The organism is Methylobacterium sp. J-059, assembly GCF_022829485.1.
GTDB lineage: Bacteria > Pseudomonadota > Alphaproteobacteria > Rhizobiales > Beijerinckiaceae > Methylobacterium.
The window spans coordinates 1-14910 of sequence record NZ_JAKSYA010000055.1 but is presented as its reverse complement, the minus strand read 5'-3'; the positions used below and the strand labels follow the sequence as shown (position 1 = coordinate 14910).

Below are 14910 nucleotides of genomic sequence, written 5' to 3'. Positions count from 1 at the left end.
CATGACCGCCGCACCGACGCCGGACGACCCGCTGGACGACGCGCGTCTCGCCGCCCTCGACACCTACGACATCCTCGACACGCCCGCCGAGGCCGGCTTCGAGGACATCGTCCTGCTGGCCTCGCAGGCCTGCGAGACCCCGACCGCGCTCGTCAGCTTCGTCGCCAAGGACCGGCAATGGTTCAAGGCCCGCATCGGCTTCGACCCGTGCGAGACGCCGCTGTCGCAATCGGTCTGCGCGCACGCGCTGGGCCGGGACGGCATCCTGGTCATCCCCGACCTGACCCGCGATCCGCGGACCCGCGACAACGCCCTGGTCACGGGCGATCCGCAGATCCGGTTCTATGCCGGCGCGCCACTGCACACGCAGGAGGGTTTCGCCCTCGGCACGCTCTGCGTCATCGACTCCGTCCCGCGCCCCGAAGGGCTGACCGACCGGCAGATGGCGACGCTCGGCGCCCTCGCGCGCCAGGTGATGGTCCAGCTCGAGCTGCGCCGGGCGATCGAGAACCGCGAGCAGGCGCTCGCCGCCCGCGCGCTAGCCGAGGAGCAGCTGCGGCTCGCGGTCGAAGCCACCGGCATCGGCATCTTCGACTTCGACCTCGCGAGCGGCGAGCTGCGCTGGGACGCGCGGGTGCGCGCCCTGTTCGGCGTACCGGCCCGCGGCCCGGTCACCTACGCCGAGACCTATCTCGGCGGCCTGCACCCCGACGACCGGGAGCGCGCGGACGCGGCGGTCCGGGCGGCCATGGACCTGGCCGGCACCGGCGCGCTCGACATCGACTACCGGGTGATCGCGGCCGACACCGGCGCGCAGCGCTGGATCGCCGCCCGCGGGCGGGCGATCCTCGAGGACGGCGTCGCGGTCCGCTTCATCGGCACCGTCCGCGACATCACCGAGCACAAATCCGCCGACCTCGCCCTGAAGGCGACCGAGGAGCGCTATCGCCTGGCGGCGCGGGCCACCACCGACGCGATCTGGGACTGGGACCTCGTCGCGGACCAGGTCCGGTGGAACGAGGCGCTGATGCTGGCCCACGGCCACGACCTCGCCGACGTCGCGCCGCAGGGCGCCTGGTGGCTCGCCCAGATCCATCCGGAGGACCGCGACCGGATCGCCCACAGCATCCATGCGGCGATCGACGGCGCGACCGAGACCTGGACCGACGAGTACCGCTTCCGGCGGGGCGACGGCAGCTACGCCGCGGTGATCGACCGCGGCTACATCATCCGCGACGGCGCGGGCCGGGCGGTGCGGATGATCGGGGCGATGCTCGACATCACCCGGCGCAACGAGACCGAGCGCCGCCTGCGCCAGAACCAGGCGCAGCTCGACACCGTGCTCCAGACCATGCCGGTGGGCATCCTGCTGGCCGAGGCCCCGAGCGGCCGGATCGTGTTCGGCAACTCGCGCCTGGAGCGCATCCTCGGCCACGCCACCCTCTACGCCGAAGACCGTGCCGGCTACGGCGCCTACCGCGCCTTCCGCTCGGACGGGGCGCCGGTGGCGCCGGAGGACTACCCGCTCGCCCGCCTCACCGCGGGCGAGGTCGACCATGCCGAGCTGGAAGCGCACTACCAGCGGCCGGACGGGTCGCGCCGCTGGATCGAGATCGTCGGCGAGGCGGTGAAGGACCCGTCCGGCGCCACGATCGGCGCCGTGGTGGCGATCAGCGACATCGAGGACCGCAAGCGCGCCGCGGCGCAGCAGGACATCCTCCACCACGAGCTCGGCCATCGCCTGAAGAACACGCTGGCGCTGGTCCAGGCGATCGCGACGCAGACCCTGCGCAACGTCACCGATCTGGACGCGGCGCGCGAGGCCCTGTCGGCCCGTCTCGTGGCCATGGGCAAGGCCCACGACATCCTGCTCTCCGGCGAGAGCGAGAGCGCCGGGATGGAGGCGGTGCTCAGCGGCGCGCTGAGCATCCACGACGACGGCGGGCCGCAGCGGTTCCGGCTGTCCGGCCCCGACCTCGCGGTCGGCCCGAAGGCGGCGCTGTCGCTGGCGCTGATGGCGCACGAGCTCGCCACCAACGCGGTCAAGTACGGCGCGCTCTCGGTGCCGGGCGGCAGCGTGGTCCTGGGCTGGCACGTCGCGGGCGAGGGGCCCGGCGCGGTGATCCACCTGCTCTGGCGCGAGCAGGGCGGTCCGCCGGTGGTCGAGCCGCGCCGCAAGGGTTTCGGCACCCGGCTGATCGAGCGCGGCCTCGTCGGCGCGATCGGCGGCGCGGTGGCGCTGGCCTACCCGGAAACCGGCGTCACCTGCACGGTCACGGCGCCGCTCAGCGGATTGATGGAAGCGTAGGGCGGATCGCCGCCGGGCACGCCGAGGCTCCGCTCAGCCCGGATCGTCCGCGGGCTTCGGGCCGGGCGGCGCGAAGAAATCCTCCGGCGGAGCGACGACGACGCGCCCGGCCGCCACGTCGAGCTCGGGAACGAAGGCCTTGGTGAAGGGCAGCAGCGCGGTGGCGCCACCCTGCGCGGGCTTGATCTCGAGGAGATCGCCGCCGCCGTAGTTCGGCACGGCGACGATGGTGCCGAGCACGGTGCCGGCGGCATCGATCGCCAGCAGCCCGACGAGGTCGGCGGTGAAGACCTCGTCCTCATCGGGGTCGCCGAGGCGCTCGCGGGGGACGTGGAGGAGGGTCCGGTTCAGCGCCTCCGCGCCGGTCCGGTCGGAGACGCCGCGCACCCGCGCGATCAGCAGGTCGGGCGAGGAGCCGGGCGCCGGGCGCACGCTCGTCAGCTCGAACGTCCGGCCGTCGGCCGCGACGAGGGGGCCGTAGCCGGCGATCGCCTGCGGGTCGCCGGTATAGGATTTCAGGCGGATCTCGCCGTTCAGCCCCTGCGCCCGCCCGAACTCGCCCATCACGACGAGGCTCGGATCGATCGCGGCGGGAGCCGGCTTCGCCGCGGGCGTGGGCCGCGGCGAGGTCTGAGTGCCGGGCGCGATGGCGCCGCGGCGCGCGCCGTCGCCGCGGGATGGGCCTGCGGGACGACGCATGCTGGCGCTCCTTAAGCGGCCGCGTCCTCGGCGGGCTTGGCGGCCTTCTCGGCGCGCTTGGCGGCGCGCTCCTTGGCCTTCTCGCCCGGCTCGGCCTTCTGCGGGTTGTTGCGGGTGGGGCGCTTGGCGAGGCCGGCGGCGTCGAGGAAGCGCAGGACGCGGTCGGTCGGCTGCGCGCCCTTGGCGAGCCACGCCGTGATCTTCTCGGCCTCGAGCACGATGCGGGCCGGGTCGTCCTTGGCCTTCATCGGGTCGTAGGCGCCGACCTTCTCGATGAAGCGGCCGTCGCGGGGCGCGCGGGCGTCGGCGACGACGATGCGGTAGTACGGGCGCTTCTTGGCGCCGCCACGGGTGAGGCGGATCTTGAGGGACATGTCTTCAGCTCCTGATTTGCTTCGATCGATCGGCGAATCGTGGGTAGTGAGTAGCGAACAGATGGCCGAAAGCCCCGTTCGCTATTCGCTACTCCCCATTCGCCCTACTTCTTCTTCCCGAACGGGAAGCCGCCGAGGCCCGGCATCTTCGGCGCGCCGAGACCCGGAAGGCCTGGCATCTTGCCGCCGCCCCCGAGGCCGGGGGGCATCGGCGGCAGCTTGCCGCCGAACTGCTTCTGCATCGCCTCGATCTGCTCCGGCGTCGGCTCGGGCATCCCCGGGGGAAGCCCGGGCATCCCGCCCATGCCGCCCGGCATCCCGCCGCCGCCGAGGCCGAACATCGAGCCCAGCGCCTGGCCGATGCCGCGCTTGCCTGAGCCCATCGCCTTCATCATGTCGGCCATGGTCCGGTGCATCTTCAGGAGCTTGTTCAGCTCCTCGACCTTGGTGCCCGAGCCGGCCGCGATGCGCTTCTTGCGGGAGTTCTTGAGGAGATCGGGGTTCTTGCGCTCCTGCGCCGTCATCGAGGAGATGATCGCGCGCTGGCGCTTGAACATCTTCTCGTCGAGGTTGGCGCCCTCGACCTGCTTCTTCATCGCGCCCATGCCGGGCAGCATGCCCATCAGGCCGCCGATGCCGCCCATCTTCTCCATCTGGGCGAGCTGCATCGACAGGTCGTCGAGGTCGAACTTGCCCTTGCGCATCTTCTCCGCGGTGCGGAGCGCCTGCTCGTGGTCGATGGTCTCGGCCGCCTTCTCGACGAGCGAGACGATGTCGCCCATGCCGAGGATGCGGTTGGCGACGCGGGAGGGGTGGAACTCCTCCAGCGCGTCGACCTTCTCGCCGGTGCCGACGAGCTTGATCGGCTTGCCGGTGACGGCGCGCATCGAGAGCGCCGCACCGCCGCGCGAATCGCCGTCCATGCGGGTGAGCACGATGCCGGTGACGCCGAGGCGCTGGTCGAAGGCGCGGGCGGTGTTGACCGCGTCCTGGCCGGTGAGCGCGTCGGCGACGAGCAGGACCTCGTGGGGTTTCGTCGCCGCCTTCACCTCGGCGGCTTCCTGCATCAGGGCCTCGTCGACCGTGGTGCGGCCGGCGGTGTCGAGCATCACCACGTCGAAGCCGCCGAGCCGGGCGGCATCCATCGCGCGCTTGGCGATCTGCACCGCCGACTGGCCGGCGACGATCGGCAGGCAGGCGACGCCGACCTGGCCAGCGAGGACGGCGAGCTGCTCCATCGCCGCCGGACGGCGGGTGTCGAGCGAGGCGAGCAGCACCTTGCGCTTCTCGCGGTCCGACAAGCGGCGGGCGATCTTGGCCGTCGTGGTGGTCTTGCCCGAGCCCTGCAGTCCGACCATCAGGATCGGCACGGGGGCGGGCGCGTTCAGGTCGATCACCGCGGCGTCGGTGCCGAGCATCGCCACGAGCTCGTCGTTGACGATCTTCACGACCATCTGGCCGGGCGTCACCGACTTCAGCACGACGGCGCCGACGGCCTTCTCGCGCACCGCGTCGGTGAAGCCGCGGACCACCTCGAGCGCCACGTCGGCCTCGAGCAGGGCGCGGCGGACCTCGCGCATCGCGGCGGTGACGTCGGCCTCGGTCAGCGCACCCCGGCGGGTGAGGCCGGAGAGGATGCCGGACAGGCGGTCGGAAAGGCCCTCGAACATGGCGCTACTGGTCCAGCCCCGACGCGGCGGCGCGACGCGCCTGGAACGCATCCTCGAAGGCGCCGACCGCGCGGGCGAACTTGTCCCGGCAGCCCGGATTGCAGAAGCCGACCACGGCGCCGTTGTACAGCGTCAGCGAATCGGCCGCGATCGGCTTGCCCGACCAGGGGCAGACCTCGTTCACGGCATCCTCGATGCGCAGGGCGGCGGATGGGGTCATGGCGTGGGTCAAGGACGGCCTTCGTGAGGACGCTGCCGCCAACGCCGAGCACGCCCGAGGGCGCGGACGCGCTGTCGGGCGTTGACCTCCGGTCTCGGTGGACCGGTCGGCTTCGGAGTCGACGAAGAACGTCGGATGCGCCGGGCGATACGGAAGCTCACGCGAAAAGTCAATTTCGCGACGGATCTGCAGCGGTCCGTCGTCCCCGCCGACGGCCGGGCTCGCCTTTTCGCACGGTCCTCCCACCTTCGGAAGACCAAGGCGCCAAGGAGGAGACCCGCATGGCATACGTATCGGCCAAGATCGTGGAAGAGGGCAGGGCGGCCAAGAAGCAGGGCGCGCCGCTCTCGGCCGACCCCTACCCGGCCGGCTCGCAGGACAGCGCGGACTGGCTCGAAGGCTACACCTTCGACGAGCGCGAGCAGAACGTCGACCAGGAGAGCGACCAGGAGATCGAGAAGGGCGCGGGCTGAGGGGCAGGGCGGGATCCGGCCCACATTCCCGTGATCGGACGGCGAGACGGCGTTAACCTTTACCGATCGTTAAGCATGTTCGGCGCTGAATGGCCTCGATCGTTGAGGACATGCCGATGTCGGACCCCGCCCGCAACCTGCCACCCTACGAGTCCGGTGGACGCCCGGCCCCGGGCCCGCTGCGCGACTGGCTCGCCGCCATGAAGGCCCAGGCGCCCGCCGCCCAGGCCCCGGCACAGCCCCAAGTCGAGGCGCGCCAAGTCGAGGCGCGCCATGCCGAGGCGCGCCCGGCGCCGCGCCCCGAGGCCCGCGCCGCCGAGCAGGCCTGGTCGCCCCGGATCGTGCAGCAGCCGGCCGAGGCCCCGCGCTCGAACTCGGACGCCGAGGACGTCTCGGAGCTGATGGCCGAGAACCTGATGCTGAAGGCCAAGCTTCGGCTCGAGGCCGACCGCCACGGCGAGCTGCAGACCCTGCTCGCCCAGGAGATCCGCGAGCTGCGCAACCACGTGCAGATCGAGATGAACGCCCTCCAGGAAATCCGCGCCGAGCGCGATCACTTCCGGGGGGAGCGCGATCAGATCCGCGACGAGCTCGACGCGATGCGCGAGGAGCGCGACCTGTGGCGCGCCCGCACCGAGGCGCTGGCGCAGCCGTTGTTCCAGAAGCGCTGAACCGGCTTCGCATCGGCACGGCGACGCGATCGCCGTGCCCCCCGAAAAGCCGAAGGGCCGCCCGTGAGGGCGGCCCTTCCATTGCCGAACCGCGGTCCGGCCGAAACTGTCCCGAGTGTGCGGCTCGAGCGCCCTTAGAAGGAGGCGCCGGAGGCGACGGTCCAGGTCCGGTAAGCCGAAGACAGCGGCTGATGACAATGAGACACTGGATCACCTCCTTTCGTTCGTTGCTGGGACCCCGAAGGTAGGCGGTGGGACCCGCCCTGTGAAGCCCCTCGCCTGCGTTGTCTCGCCGCCCCCCGCGGCCGCGCGGCCGGCGGGGCGTCAGGGGCGACTCGCGACGACGGTGGCGACGAGGTCCCGCAGGATCGTGGCCAGCTCGGCCTGCGCGGCGGGCGTCGCGAGGTTGTGGTCGGTGCCCGCGATGATCGCGACCGGCGCGCCGAGGCGCCGGGCGGCCCGCTCCGGCGTGCGGCCGACATGCCTGCGCAGGGCGGGGATCCCGGGATCGCCGACCGCGTAGACGAGGCGCAGAGGCGCGCCGCGCCGGCGCATCGCCGCGATCCGGCGCGCGACGCTGCCGCCCTCGGGCGCCGGACGGAACAGCGCCTTCCACCGGCGTTCGGCCATGCACAGGCCGCGGCGCAGGAGCACGCTGCCGATCGCCCGGACGCCGACCTCGCCCTTGAGCAGGCGGCGCCACGTGCTGCCGCGCCGGAGCAGGGCGGCATAGGTCGCGGCGCTTCCCACCGTCCGGCGCACGACGGCGTCGACGTCGTCGTCCGGGTGCCAGTCGAAGCAGTAGAGGTTGGCCAGCAGCGCGCCCGCGACCCGGCGGTCGCGCCACGCCGCCTGGAACGCCGCGTAGGCGCCGCTGCAATTGCCGACGAGGACGACCCGGCTCGCGCCCTGCGCCTCGAGGTGGTCCAGGGCGTGGCGGAAATCGTCGAGGGTGTCGGCCGAGAACATCGGCGAGGCGCCGCCCGGCCGATCCGCGCTGTCGCCGACCCCGGCCAGATCCATCCGCAGCGACGGCACGCCCTCGGCCGCGAGAACGCGGGCCATCCGCGTCGCCTGACGGCCCCAGCCGGAATGCGCGCTGAGGCCGGCGGCGATGAACAGGACCGTCGGCGCCCCCGTCGACGGGCCGGTCGGCCGGGCGTGGATGCCGAACAGCCCCGGCCCGAACCGGGCCGCCTCCTCCCGCCAGCCGCCTCCGGCAAGATGGGCGGGCGCCGCGACGGCGCGCGCCGAATTCGGCCGGGGCAGGGCGCCTGCGGTCGCGAAGGCGACCACCTCGGCGAAGGCCGCCTCGGGTGCCTCCGAGAACAGCGGGTTGCCGACGAGCTGGGCGAGGCCGGGCAGGGCGCCCGCCGTCACCGCGGCGCCGAGCGCGGCGTAGCGCTTGGCGAGGGCGTCGGTCTCCGCGCCGAGGATCAGGATCTCGGGCGCCGGCCGGACCGTCGCCGAAGCGAGGTCGATCCGCGCAAGGTCGGCCGCGAGCTCCGGGCCGATCGGAAAGCCGCCGACCGAGAGGCGACCGGGCATCTCGGCCGGCGCGGTGCCGTCCGACAGCTGGTTCACCGCCGGGGCCCGCAGCTTCATCTCGCGCAGGTACCCGCGCCCGGTCCGGCACGGCGCCATCAGCACGAGCCGGTCGACGCCGCCCTCCTCGGCCACGAGCGCCGCCAGCGTCGCCCCGAGCCGCAGGCCGACGAGGACGACCTCCGTCACCCCCGGTTCCTCGCGCAGGAAGCGCACCGCCCTGCGGACCGCATCGCGCCACGCCGCCAGCGTCCCGGCGCCCGCATCCGCCGAATCGCCCTCGCCCGGATAGTCGAAGCGCAGGGTCGCGCAGCCGGTGGCGGCGATCCGTCCGGCCAGTGCCCGCCACGGGCGATGCGCCGAGAGCTGCTCGAAGCCGGTCGCACCGCACAGGATCACGCCGCGCCGGCCGATGCCCGGGCTGAACCATCCGAACAGGCCGTCGATCACGACCGGTTCCGCTTCGAGGGGCGACAGGCGCTGCGGCAAGGGAGCGTGCATCATCAAGGTTTTAGAACCTCACGATCTCGTTTGTGTTGACGGCCCGGACGATCCCGCGCGGACGGCCGTCCCCGACGAGGGCAATGCGCCGCCGCGTGCCGGGCGCGAGATGGAAGCCGTCGTCGGCGGGACGCGCGTCCGTCTCGGTCTCGATCCGCACGCAGAGCGCGAAGCGGTCCGCCGCGACCCGGAGGACGGGACCGGCCGCGCCGGCCTCGATCGCGGCGGCGAGCCCGATCGGGCGCGGTGCCGGATCGCGCCCTTGCGGGAAGTGGAAGCTCTCGGCGAGGACGCCGTCGCGGTCCGGGCCGATCAGGCTCGCGTGGGCGAGGCTGTGCGCGGGGGGGCCGAAGCGGTAGCTTCCGGTGGCATCGAAGAACCGCCCGAGCAGCGTCGCGCTCGACCAGGTTCCCGAGCTGCGCGGATCGCACGCGATCGCGCGCTCGGCCTGCTGCACCACGCGCCCCTCGGCATCGCTGAAGACGAGCCGCAACGTTGCGGACAGCGGCGCGGCCGTCTCGTTGTGGACGTGGAGGTGCAGGCCGTTCAGGCCCTCGTCCGAGATCGCCAGCTGGATGGGCCGGAAGGCGCGCTTGAGGGCGTACCACGCCGATTTCGGGCGGCCGGCCGCATCGACGACGCCCCATCCGATCCCGGGGGCGAGGTCGCGGAAGTTCCACACGAGCCCGCCGGCGGTGGGCGAGCGCGCCCGGCGCCACTCGCCGAACACCGCCTCCATCACCTCGGCGCTCGTCGCGCGGGCGAGCGCGCGGTAGCGGTCCGGGTCGTCGCGACGCAAGGTCTCGGGGTCGAGCCCGAACAGCGTCCGAAGATAGTGGTCGCGGACCTGCTCGAAGTCCCAATCCGCGCCGCGGTCGCGCGGGATCGCCGCGGCCCAGGCCGGGCCGGCGGGGTCTAGGAGGTCAGCCTCCCGCAGCGTCGCGTCCTCGGGCACGTTGGCGAAGGCCAGGCATTCCGAGGCGAAGCCGACCTCGGCGCGGCGCGCATCCTCCAGCGGCCGGCGATAGGCGCCGACGCCGTAATAGTGGGCGAGCCCGGCCTCGGTCGAGAACGGCAGGTCCCCGCCGAAGGGCGAGTTCGGCACCACCACGAGGTCCGGCCGCAGGCGGGCGACGCGGGCGGCGAGGACGTCGTCGGCAAGGCCCCCGGTCCAGGCGTCTTGGGGGAACCCGAGCATCGCCGCCTGCTGCGCGACCTCGCTGCCGCCGCACAGGACGCAGAGCGAGGGCGAGGCCTGGGTGCGGTCGAGGAAGCCGTCGATCTCGGCGAGCAGCAGCTCCCGAAAGGCCGGATCGTCGACGGGGTAGTCGAAGTTGGCGAGCATCAGGTCCTGGAAGACCAGAATGCCGAGCTCGTCGCACAGGTCGTGGAAGGCGTCGGATTCGTAGAGCGTGATGCCGGAGACCCGCAGCATGTTCATGCCGGCCTCGTGCGCGAGCGCCAGCAGCGGGCGGCACGCCTCGGCCGAATGGCCGACGAGGTCGGCCGGCGTCCAGCACGCGCCGCGGCAGAACACCGGCACGCCGTTGACCGTCAGGCTCAGGCCCTCGGCGAACGGCCGTTCCAGCGCGATCGTACGGAAGCCGACGCGACCGAGCGCCAGCACATGGCCGTCGATCTCGGCCTCGACCGCGTGGAGGCGCGGCTCGCCGTGGGTGTGCGGCCACCACAAGGCGACCTCGGGAATCAGCACCTCGCCGGCGAAGCCGCCCGCCGCGTCGGCCTCGATCACCGCCTCTGCCCCGGCGCAGCGGAGCGTCAGCCGGGAGCCTCCGGCATCGGCGAGGGCGAGGCCGAGGCGCAGGCGGCCGGTGCCGCCGTCGAGCGCGGCGCACAGGTCGACCGACAGCACGTACGGACGACCGGGACCGATCGCGGTCCGGGTGACGGGCCGGTACGGGCCGACCGTGTCGATCGGCGGGCACCAGCCGGGCATGAAGCCGAGCAGGCTGGTGCGGACGTGGCGCAGCGCTCCGGGCGTCGCCAGGCGAGGGCGCCAGCGCCCGCGCCGGTTGGGCCGGGCGAGCTCGGCCTGCAGGGCGCGGAAGCACAGAGCGAGCTCGACCGTGCCCGTCCCCTCGACCGCGATGGCGTGGGCGAGGAACATCGAGCGCGTCTCGAGGCGGAGCACGCCGTCGACCCAGATCTCGGCGAGCGTCGCCAGCCCCTTGAAGCGGAGGGATTCGCGGCCCTGCAGGGTCAGCGCGGTGCGGTACCAGACGTCCGCCCCGTGGAGCGGCGTCGGCTCGGCCTCCGACCAGAGGCCGGCCGCACGGAGCGCGGCGGCCGCGGTGCCGGGGACCTCCGCCGAAATCCAGCCCGGCAGGCTCGCCGCCTCGCCCGACCCGGCGCAGGCACCGGGCGCCGTCACCACGAGGGACCACGGCCCTTCGATCGTGCGGGCCGGGATGCCGTCGACGGCGTGGAGGCGGGCCACGGCGCCGTCCCTCAGCGCAGGGCGCGGTCGAGGGCGGAGAAGACCGCGTCGTAGCTCGCGGCGGGGCGCTCGAGCGCGGCCGCCAGCGGCGCGGCGTTGCGCCGGCCGAAGGCGCGGGCGAGCTGGAACTGGAACGCCTTGGTCTCCTGTGCCAGCCGCGTCGCCGCCTCCGCCGCGGTGGCGAGATCGGCCAGCCCCGCGGCGTCGAGCCAGGCGAGGTGGCTGCCGAGAAGCTCGAAGTTGGCCCCGAGCTGGCGTGTGGTGTTGAAGGCGTAGCGGTGGAAGACCGAGAGCGGCTGCAGCACGAGGGCCTCGCCGGTCTGCTCCAGCGCCGCCTGGAAGGCGCTCACGGGGTTCGTCCGCGGGGCGCGGGTGCGATGCCCGCACAGCAGCGTGCCGGCCGCCGCCCGCAGCGCGCGAGGCGGCAGGGGCGGGGCGACCACCTTCACGAACTCGGCGTAGGGCGCCAGCAGGGCAGGGCCGAAGATGCCGTCGTAGTCGTCGGCGGCGAGCTGGAAGCGGCCGGCATTGTGCAGGTAGTCGAGGGTACGCCGCCGCGGGTCGAGCCCGAGGATCGCGATCGTCGTCTTGGCGTGCTCGCGCCCGTAGGTGGTGCCGGCGGTGTCGGGCAGGTGGATCGCGTCGACCTCGACGAGCACCGGGCAGCCGCGGGCGACCTGGACGCTCGCGTGGCGCTCGAGCCCGTCGTAGACGGCGAGCTCCTCCAGGCGCAGGCCGTAGAGCGCCTCGATGTCGGCCATCGCCGGCTTGAAGAAGGTGAACTGGTCGCCCTCGAAATCCTGGCGCAGGGTGAAGCCGAGCATCCCCTCCGGTTCGAGCCCGCGGGCGTGCAGCAGCTCGATCCAGAGGTCGACGTAGCAGTTCGTCTCCGGCCAGGCGCGGGCCGGGGCGTGGAGCGGGTGGGGCGCCGGCTCGGGGGCGGCGTCCGGGGCACGGTCGAGGGCGAGGGCGGCCGGCACCGTCCTAGCCCCAGAGCTGCGTGCGCACGTCCGCCGGCCAGGCGGCGAGGTCGAGGCCGTGGTGGCGCAGCAGCGCGAGCGTGATCCGCTCCAGGCCGAACCCGACGCAGGCGGTGTGGGCGACGGCGCCGTCGGCCTGGCCGATCTCCCAGGTGCTGCCGAAGTGGTCCTGGTGGTAGTTGAAGCTCAGGCAGGCGGTCGGTGGGGCCTCGCTGTTGACCGGCACGTTGAGCTCGAACTTGAGCCCCTGCATGCGCTGGTTGTTGGCCAGCATCCGCCCGGCGCGGCCGAAGAACGGGTCGTTGGCCGGGTCGACCGCCAGCGGCAGGCCGAGGGCGCGCATCATCGCGGTGCCGCGCTCGAGCCAGACCTCGCGGAAGGCCAGCACCTGCTCGGGGCTGCCCATGCGCACGTACTCGCGCATGCGGAACATCTGCATCCGGGTCGGCTCGACCGAGGGCTCGTGGCGGAAGCAGTAGGATTGCAGGTCGAACAGCAGGCCGCCGGCCGGCAGGGGACCGCGCGCGGCGGCGACCGGGTAGAGCGGGTAGCAGGCGGCCGGCGTCAGCACGATGTCGGTGCAGGCCTGGTCCTGGGTCCAGTCCCGCCCGGCCTCGACGCAGGCGAGGAGGCGCGCGTGGGCGGCCTCGTCGCCGCAGAAGCTGTGCACGGTGCCGGCGAGGTTGGGGAAGCCCTTGAGATAGCCGCTGCGCTCGAAGGCCGGGCGGCTCATGCCCGGCGGGAAGCGCATCCGCTCGGCGCCGTCGGCCGCGCCGAGGCGCGAGACGAGGGCGTCGAGCGCCTCGACCACGCTCTCGAAGTCGCCGCCGCGCCCGTACAGCCCGTCGATCCCGGTGCGCACCAGGTGGCCGCGGTCGAACAGGCGGTCGAGGAACGAGCGCGGTTCCGCCGCATCCGCCTGGGACGGGCTCGTCTCGAGCGGCGCGGCGAGGGTCGGGGTGGCCAAGCTGTCCATCACGCGCTCAGGAATTGGCCGTTGCCCTTCTGCACCAGCAGAAGGTTGGCGGTGTTGCTGTGGATACGGTCGTTGCTAATCATCAGCGGCGCCGACATCACGTCGCGCAGCGCCCGGCCGAGGCTGAACGGGGTTCCGTTCTTGTAGCCGGCGATGCCGACGATCCCCAGCGCCAGCTGGACGATGGCGACGGCCGCGGTCGAGGCGGTGGTCTTCACGTTGTTCAAGGCCACCGCGAAGCCGATCGAGCCGAGCAGATCGGGCGCGCCCTGGGCTTCCGCGTAGTGGCGCAGCCCGCCCTGGATGGTCCCCTTCATCGCCTGCAGCGCGCTCGTCGCCTCGGCGAGACGCAGGGCGCCCGGCGGCACCGTGCCCGGCCGCCGGCGGGCCTCGGCCTGGACGAAGGTCCGCGCCCGGTCGACGGCATGGCTCGCGATCCCGAACCAGACGCTGCTCCACAGCAGGTGCGAGGAGGCCAGCATCGACTGGGCCGCGATCTCGGCGAAGGGCTTCGGCAGGATCTGGGCGATCGGCACGTCGCGGGCGGCAAGCAGGAAGCCGTCGCTGCAGGTGCCGCGCATGCCGAGCGTGTCCCAGCGGCTGGTCCGCTCCAGGGTGATCTGGTCGGCCGTCAGCGCGACAAGGACCTGGTCGGAGGAGGCGGCGTCCGGATGGCGCCGGCCGGTGGCGAGGATCACGTCGGCGTGGGCGCCGTAGGAGATCACGGTGGCGTCCTTGCGGAAGGCGAACGCGTCGCCCTCGGCCTCGACCGCGCAGAGGCTGTTGCGCAGGTCGCCGCCGATGCCGCCCTCGGTGGTCGCCGAGGCGACGAGCAGCTGCCGCTCCGCCACCCGCTGCATCAGCGCGCGGTGCCAGGCGCTCTCCCCGCCATGGGTGACGAGGCTCGCGACCTTGATCTGGTGCATCGCGAACACCATCCCGGTTGCGGCGCAGGCCTGCCCCAGGCCGAAGCAGGCCTCCGCCAGCCGGCTCATGTCGGCCCCCTCGCCGCCGAACGCCTCCGGGATCTGGATCCCGAGGAGCCGCTCCTCGCGGAGCGCGGCGACGGCTTCCGCGGGGAAGCGCCCCTCGCGATCGACGGCGTCCGCATGGAGCGCGGCGACCTGCGCGACCCGGCGGATGCGCTCCGCGAAGGCCGGCGGAGCGAGAACCGGTTCGGGGGGCACCCGCTTGGCGAGCGCGCTCATGCGTCCACCGGCTGGGCGATCGTCGCGACGGTGCTGCGGATCGCGCGGATCGTCGCGAACGACGCCCGGTTCAAGAGATGATCGGGGAACTCGATGTTGAACCGCTCCTCGAGCGCGAGCATCAGCTGCACGGATCCGAAGGAGCACAGGCCCTTGTCGAACAGATCGTCGTCGTCCGAGAGCCGGTCGACTTGGCCGGACAGGGACTCGATTCCACCGAGCGTTTCGCGAATGTCGTGAGAGGAAATCATTGCACGCAACACCATCTGATCCATCTCGAACCTGAAGCCTTGGACTGTCGTCGTCAATTCTTACTCTTCAATAAAGTTAACTTAATAATTGGTGAATTCTAAAGCTTTGATGTCTATCGCGCTGGAAGTCGGTATTCGCTCCTTCGCACCGCGAGACAGGATTCGCCGGAGGCGAGGCGGCGATGCGCGAAGCGGCGATCGAAAGCACGCCGCAGATCGAATTGACGACATTGCGCACAATCCATGTGCGAAGTGCCGGCAGGATCTGTGTTTCGACGGCTTCCGTGGTCGGTTGCGCGGGCCAGATCGCTACATCCGTATGCAAGCTGGCTAAAGGTCACTCGATTCGTTGCCGTGATGCAACAGCGGCGTCGCACGAGGTCTTCGAGGAGGATTCGACGTTGCTCGGGTGGACCGGTTCGCACACAGTGCTCGGGCACTGGGGGCATCGCAAAAGCGGGCCCGATGAGCCCGCACCAAAAAGCGGGCCGCAAAACAAGGTGTGACGCGATCGGCCCCGGCCCCGCGACCACACGATCCTCGGGTCTCGAAGCTTTTGGAGATATCTATGACGCT

General features: G+C 72.6%; 14 protein-coding genes. 4 read left to right on the top strand and 10 right to left on the bottom strand.

The features are described 5' to 3' along the window. The first annotated feature begins 1 nt into the window (after position 1). A complete protein-coding gene (locus tag MKK55_RS05985) occupies positions 2-2308 on the top strand; it encodes a PAS domain-containing protein (RefSeq protein ID WP_243933744.1) in 2307 nt (768 codons plus the stop codon). A 33-nt stretch (positions 2309-2341) separates the two neighbouring features. Here the strand turns inward: MKK55_RS05985 and rimM are convergent, their stop codons facing one another. From rimM to MKK55_RS05965, 4 genes are all read right to left on the bottom strand, one after another. Further along, positions 2342-3007: a ribosome maturation factor RimM gene (rimM, locus tag MKK55_RS05980; protein WP_243933743.1), complete on the bottom strand. Its 666-nt coding sequence runs from the start codon at positions 3005-3007 to the stop codon at positions 2342-2344. 11 nt (positions 3008-3018) lie between these two features. Then, entirely contained in the window at positions 3019-3381 is a 363-nt protein-coding gene (rpsP, locus tag MKK55_RS05975; protein ID WP_147728730.1) for a 30S ribosomal protein S16, read from the bottom strand. Between the two features lie 104 nt (positions 3382-3485). After that, entirely contained in the window at positions 3486-5051 is a 1566-nt protein-coding gene (gene ffh / locus MKK55_RS05970) for a signal recognition particle protein (RefSeq protein ID WP_147844507.1), read from the bottom strand. Between the two features lie 4 nt (positions 5052-5055). Continuing rightward, positions 5056-5271 (bottom strand): glutathione S-transferase, encoded by a 216-nt coding sequence (locus MKK55_RS05965; protein WP_147728734.1) that lies wholly within the window; start codon positions 5269-5271, stop codon positions 5056-5058. Positions 5272-5552: 281 nt separating this feature from the next. Here MKK55_RS05965 and MKK55_RS05960 point away from each other — a divergent pair, with 281 nt between their 5' ends. Together MKK55_RS05960 and MKK55_RS05955 are read left to right on the top strand one after the other, a co-directional pair. After that, positions 5553-5744, top strand: a complete 192-nt coding sequence (locus tag MKK55_RS05960) for a hypothetical protein (protein ID WP_243933742.1) — start codon at positions 5553-5555, stop codon at positions 5742-5744. 116 nt (positions 5745-5860) lie between these two features. Beyond that, positions 5861-6415, top strand: coding sequence for an ATPase (locus tag MKK55_RS05955; RefSeq protein ID WP_243933740.1), 555 nt, complete (start codon positions 5861-5863; stop codon positions 6413-6415). A 324-nt stretch (positions 6416-6739) separates the two neighbouring features. Here the strand turns inward: MKK55_RS05955 and MKK55_RS05950 are convergent, their stop codons facing one another. From MKK55_RS05950 to MKK55_RS05925, 6 genes are read right to left on the bottom strand one after another with little or no spacing between them, the layout of a single operon-like run. Further along, on the bottom strand, positions 6740-8464 hold the full coding sequence (locus MKK55_RS05950) for a thioesterase (protein WP_243933738.1): 1725 nt from the start codon (positions 8462-8464) through the stop codon (positions 6740-6742). 7 nt (positions 8465-8471) lie between these two features. Further along, positions 8472-10919 carry a glycoside hydrolase family 2 protein gene (locus tag MKK55_RS05945; protein ID WP_243933736.1) on the bottom strand — a complete coding sequence of 816 codons (2448 nt, stop codon included), beginning with the start codon at positions 10917-10919 and terminating at the stop codon, positions 8472-8474. Positions 10920-10930: 11 nt separating this feature from the next. Then, positions 10931-11899, bottom strand: a complete 969-nt coding sequence (locus MKK55_RS05940; protein ID WP_243933734.1) for a DUF1839 family protein — start codon at positions 11897-11899, stop codon at positions 10931-10933. Positions 11900-11903: 4 nt separating this feature from the next. Further along, the gene (locus MKK55_RS05935) at positions 11904-12875 is read right to left on the bottom strand and encodes an amino acid--[acyl-carrier-protein] ligase (RefSeq protein ID WP_243933732.1); all 972 of its coding nucleotides are present in this window, start codon (positions 12873-12875) and stop codon (positions 11904-11906) included. Continuing rightward, positions 12875-14083 (bottom strand): acyl-CoA dehydrogenase family protein, encoded by a 1209-nt coding sequence (locus tag MKK55_RS05930; protein ID WP_243933730.1) that lies wholly within the window; start codon positions 14081-14083, stop codon positions 12875-12877. The genes MKK55_RS05935 and MKK55_RS05930 overlap by 1 nt, the downstream gene beginning before the upstream one ends. Next, positions 14080-14334 carry an acyl carrier protein gene (locus tag MKK55_RS05925; RefSeq protein WP_147729314.1) on the bottom strand — a complete coding sequence of 85 codons (255 nt, stop codon included), beginning with the start codon at positions 14332-14334 and terminating at the stop codon, positions 14080-14082. The genes MKK55_RS05930 and MKK55_RS05925 overlap by 4 nt, the downstream gene beginning before the upstream one ends. Before the next feature lie 182 nt (positions 14335-14516). On the opposite strand from MKK55_RS05925, the gene MKK55_RS05920 reads away from it, so the two are divergent. Beyond that, positions 14517-14840, top strand: a complete 324-nt coding sequence (locus MKK55_RS05920) for a hypothetical protein (RefSeq protein ID WP_147729311.1) — start codon at positions 14517-14519, stop codon at positions 14838-14840. Positions 14841-14910: the final 70 nt, after the last annotated feature.

What these genes read in the sequence shown, in the direction of transcription:
- MKK55_RS05935 (WP_243933732.1), bottom strand. Translation starts at nt 12,875, where the DNA reads ATGGACAGCTTGGCCACCCCGACCCTCGCCGCGCCGCTCGAGACGAGC.
- MKK55_RS05985 (WP_243933744.1), top strand. Translation starts at nt 2, where the DNA reads ATGACCGCCGCACCGACGCCGGACGACCCGCTGGACGACGCGCGTCTC.
- MKK55_RS05960 (WP_243933742.1), top strand. Translation starts at nt 5,553, where the DNA reads ATGGCATACGTATCGGCCAAGATCGTGGAAGAGGGCAGGGCGGCCAAG.
- MKK55_RS05950 (WP_243933738.1), bottom strand. Translation starts at nt 8,464, where the DNA reads ATGATGCACGCTCCCTTGCCGCAGCGCCTGTCGCCCCTCGAAGCGGAA.
- MKK55_RS05925 (WP_147729314.1), bottom strand. Translation starts at nt 14,334, where the DNA reads ATGATTTCCTCTCACGACATTCGCGAAACGCTCGGTGGAATCGAGTCC.
- rpsP (WP_147728730.1), bottom strand. Translation starts at nt 3,381, where the DNA reads ATGTCCCTCAAGATCCGCCTCACCCGTGGCGGCGCCAAGAAGCGCCCG.
- MKK55_RS05930 (WP_243933730.1), bottom strand. Translation starts at nt 14,083, where the DNA reads ATGAGCGCGCTCGCCAAGCGGGTGCCCCCCGAACCGGTTCTCGCTCCG.
- ffh (WP_147844507.1), bottom strand. Translation starts at nt 5,051, where the DNA reads ATGTTCGAGGGCCTTTCCGACCGCCTGTCCGGCATCCTCTCCGGCCTC.
- MKK55_RS05920 (WP_147729311.1), top strand. Translation starts at nt 14,517, where the DNA reads ATGCGCGAAGCGGCGATCGAAAGCACGCCGCAGATCGAATTGACGACA.
- MKK55_RS05965 (WP_147728734.1), bottom strand. Translation starts at nt 5,271, where the DNA reads ATGACCCCATCCGCCGCCCTGCGCATCGAGGATGCCGTGAACGAGGTC.
- rimM (WP_243933743.1), bottom strand. Translation starts at nt 3,007, where the DNA reads ATGCGTCGTCCCGCAGGCCCATCCCGCGGCGACGGCGCGCGCCGCGGC.
- MKK55_RS05955 (WP_243933740.1), top strand. Translation starts at nt 5,861, where the DNA reads ATGTCGGACCCCGCCCGCAACCTGCCACCCTACGAGTCCGGTGGACGC.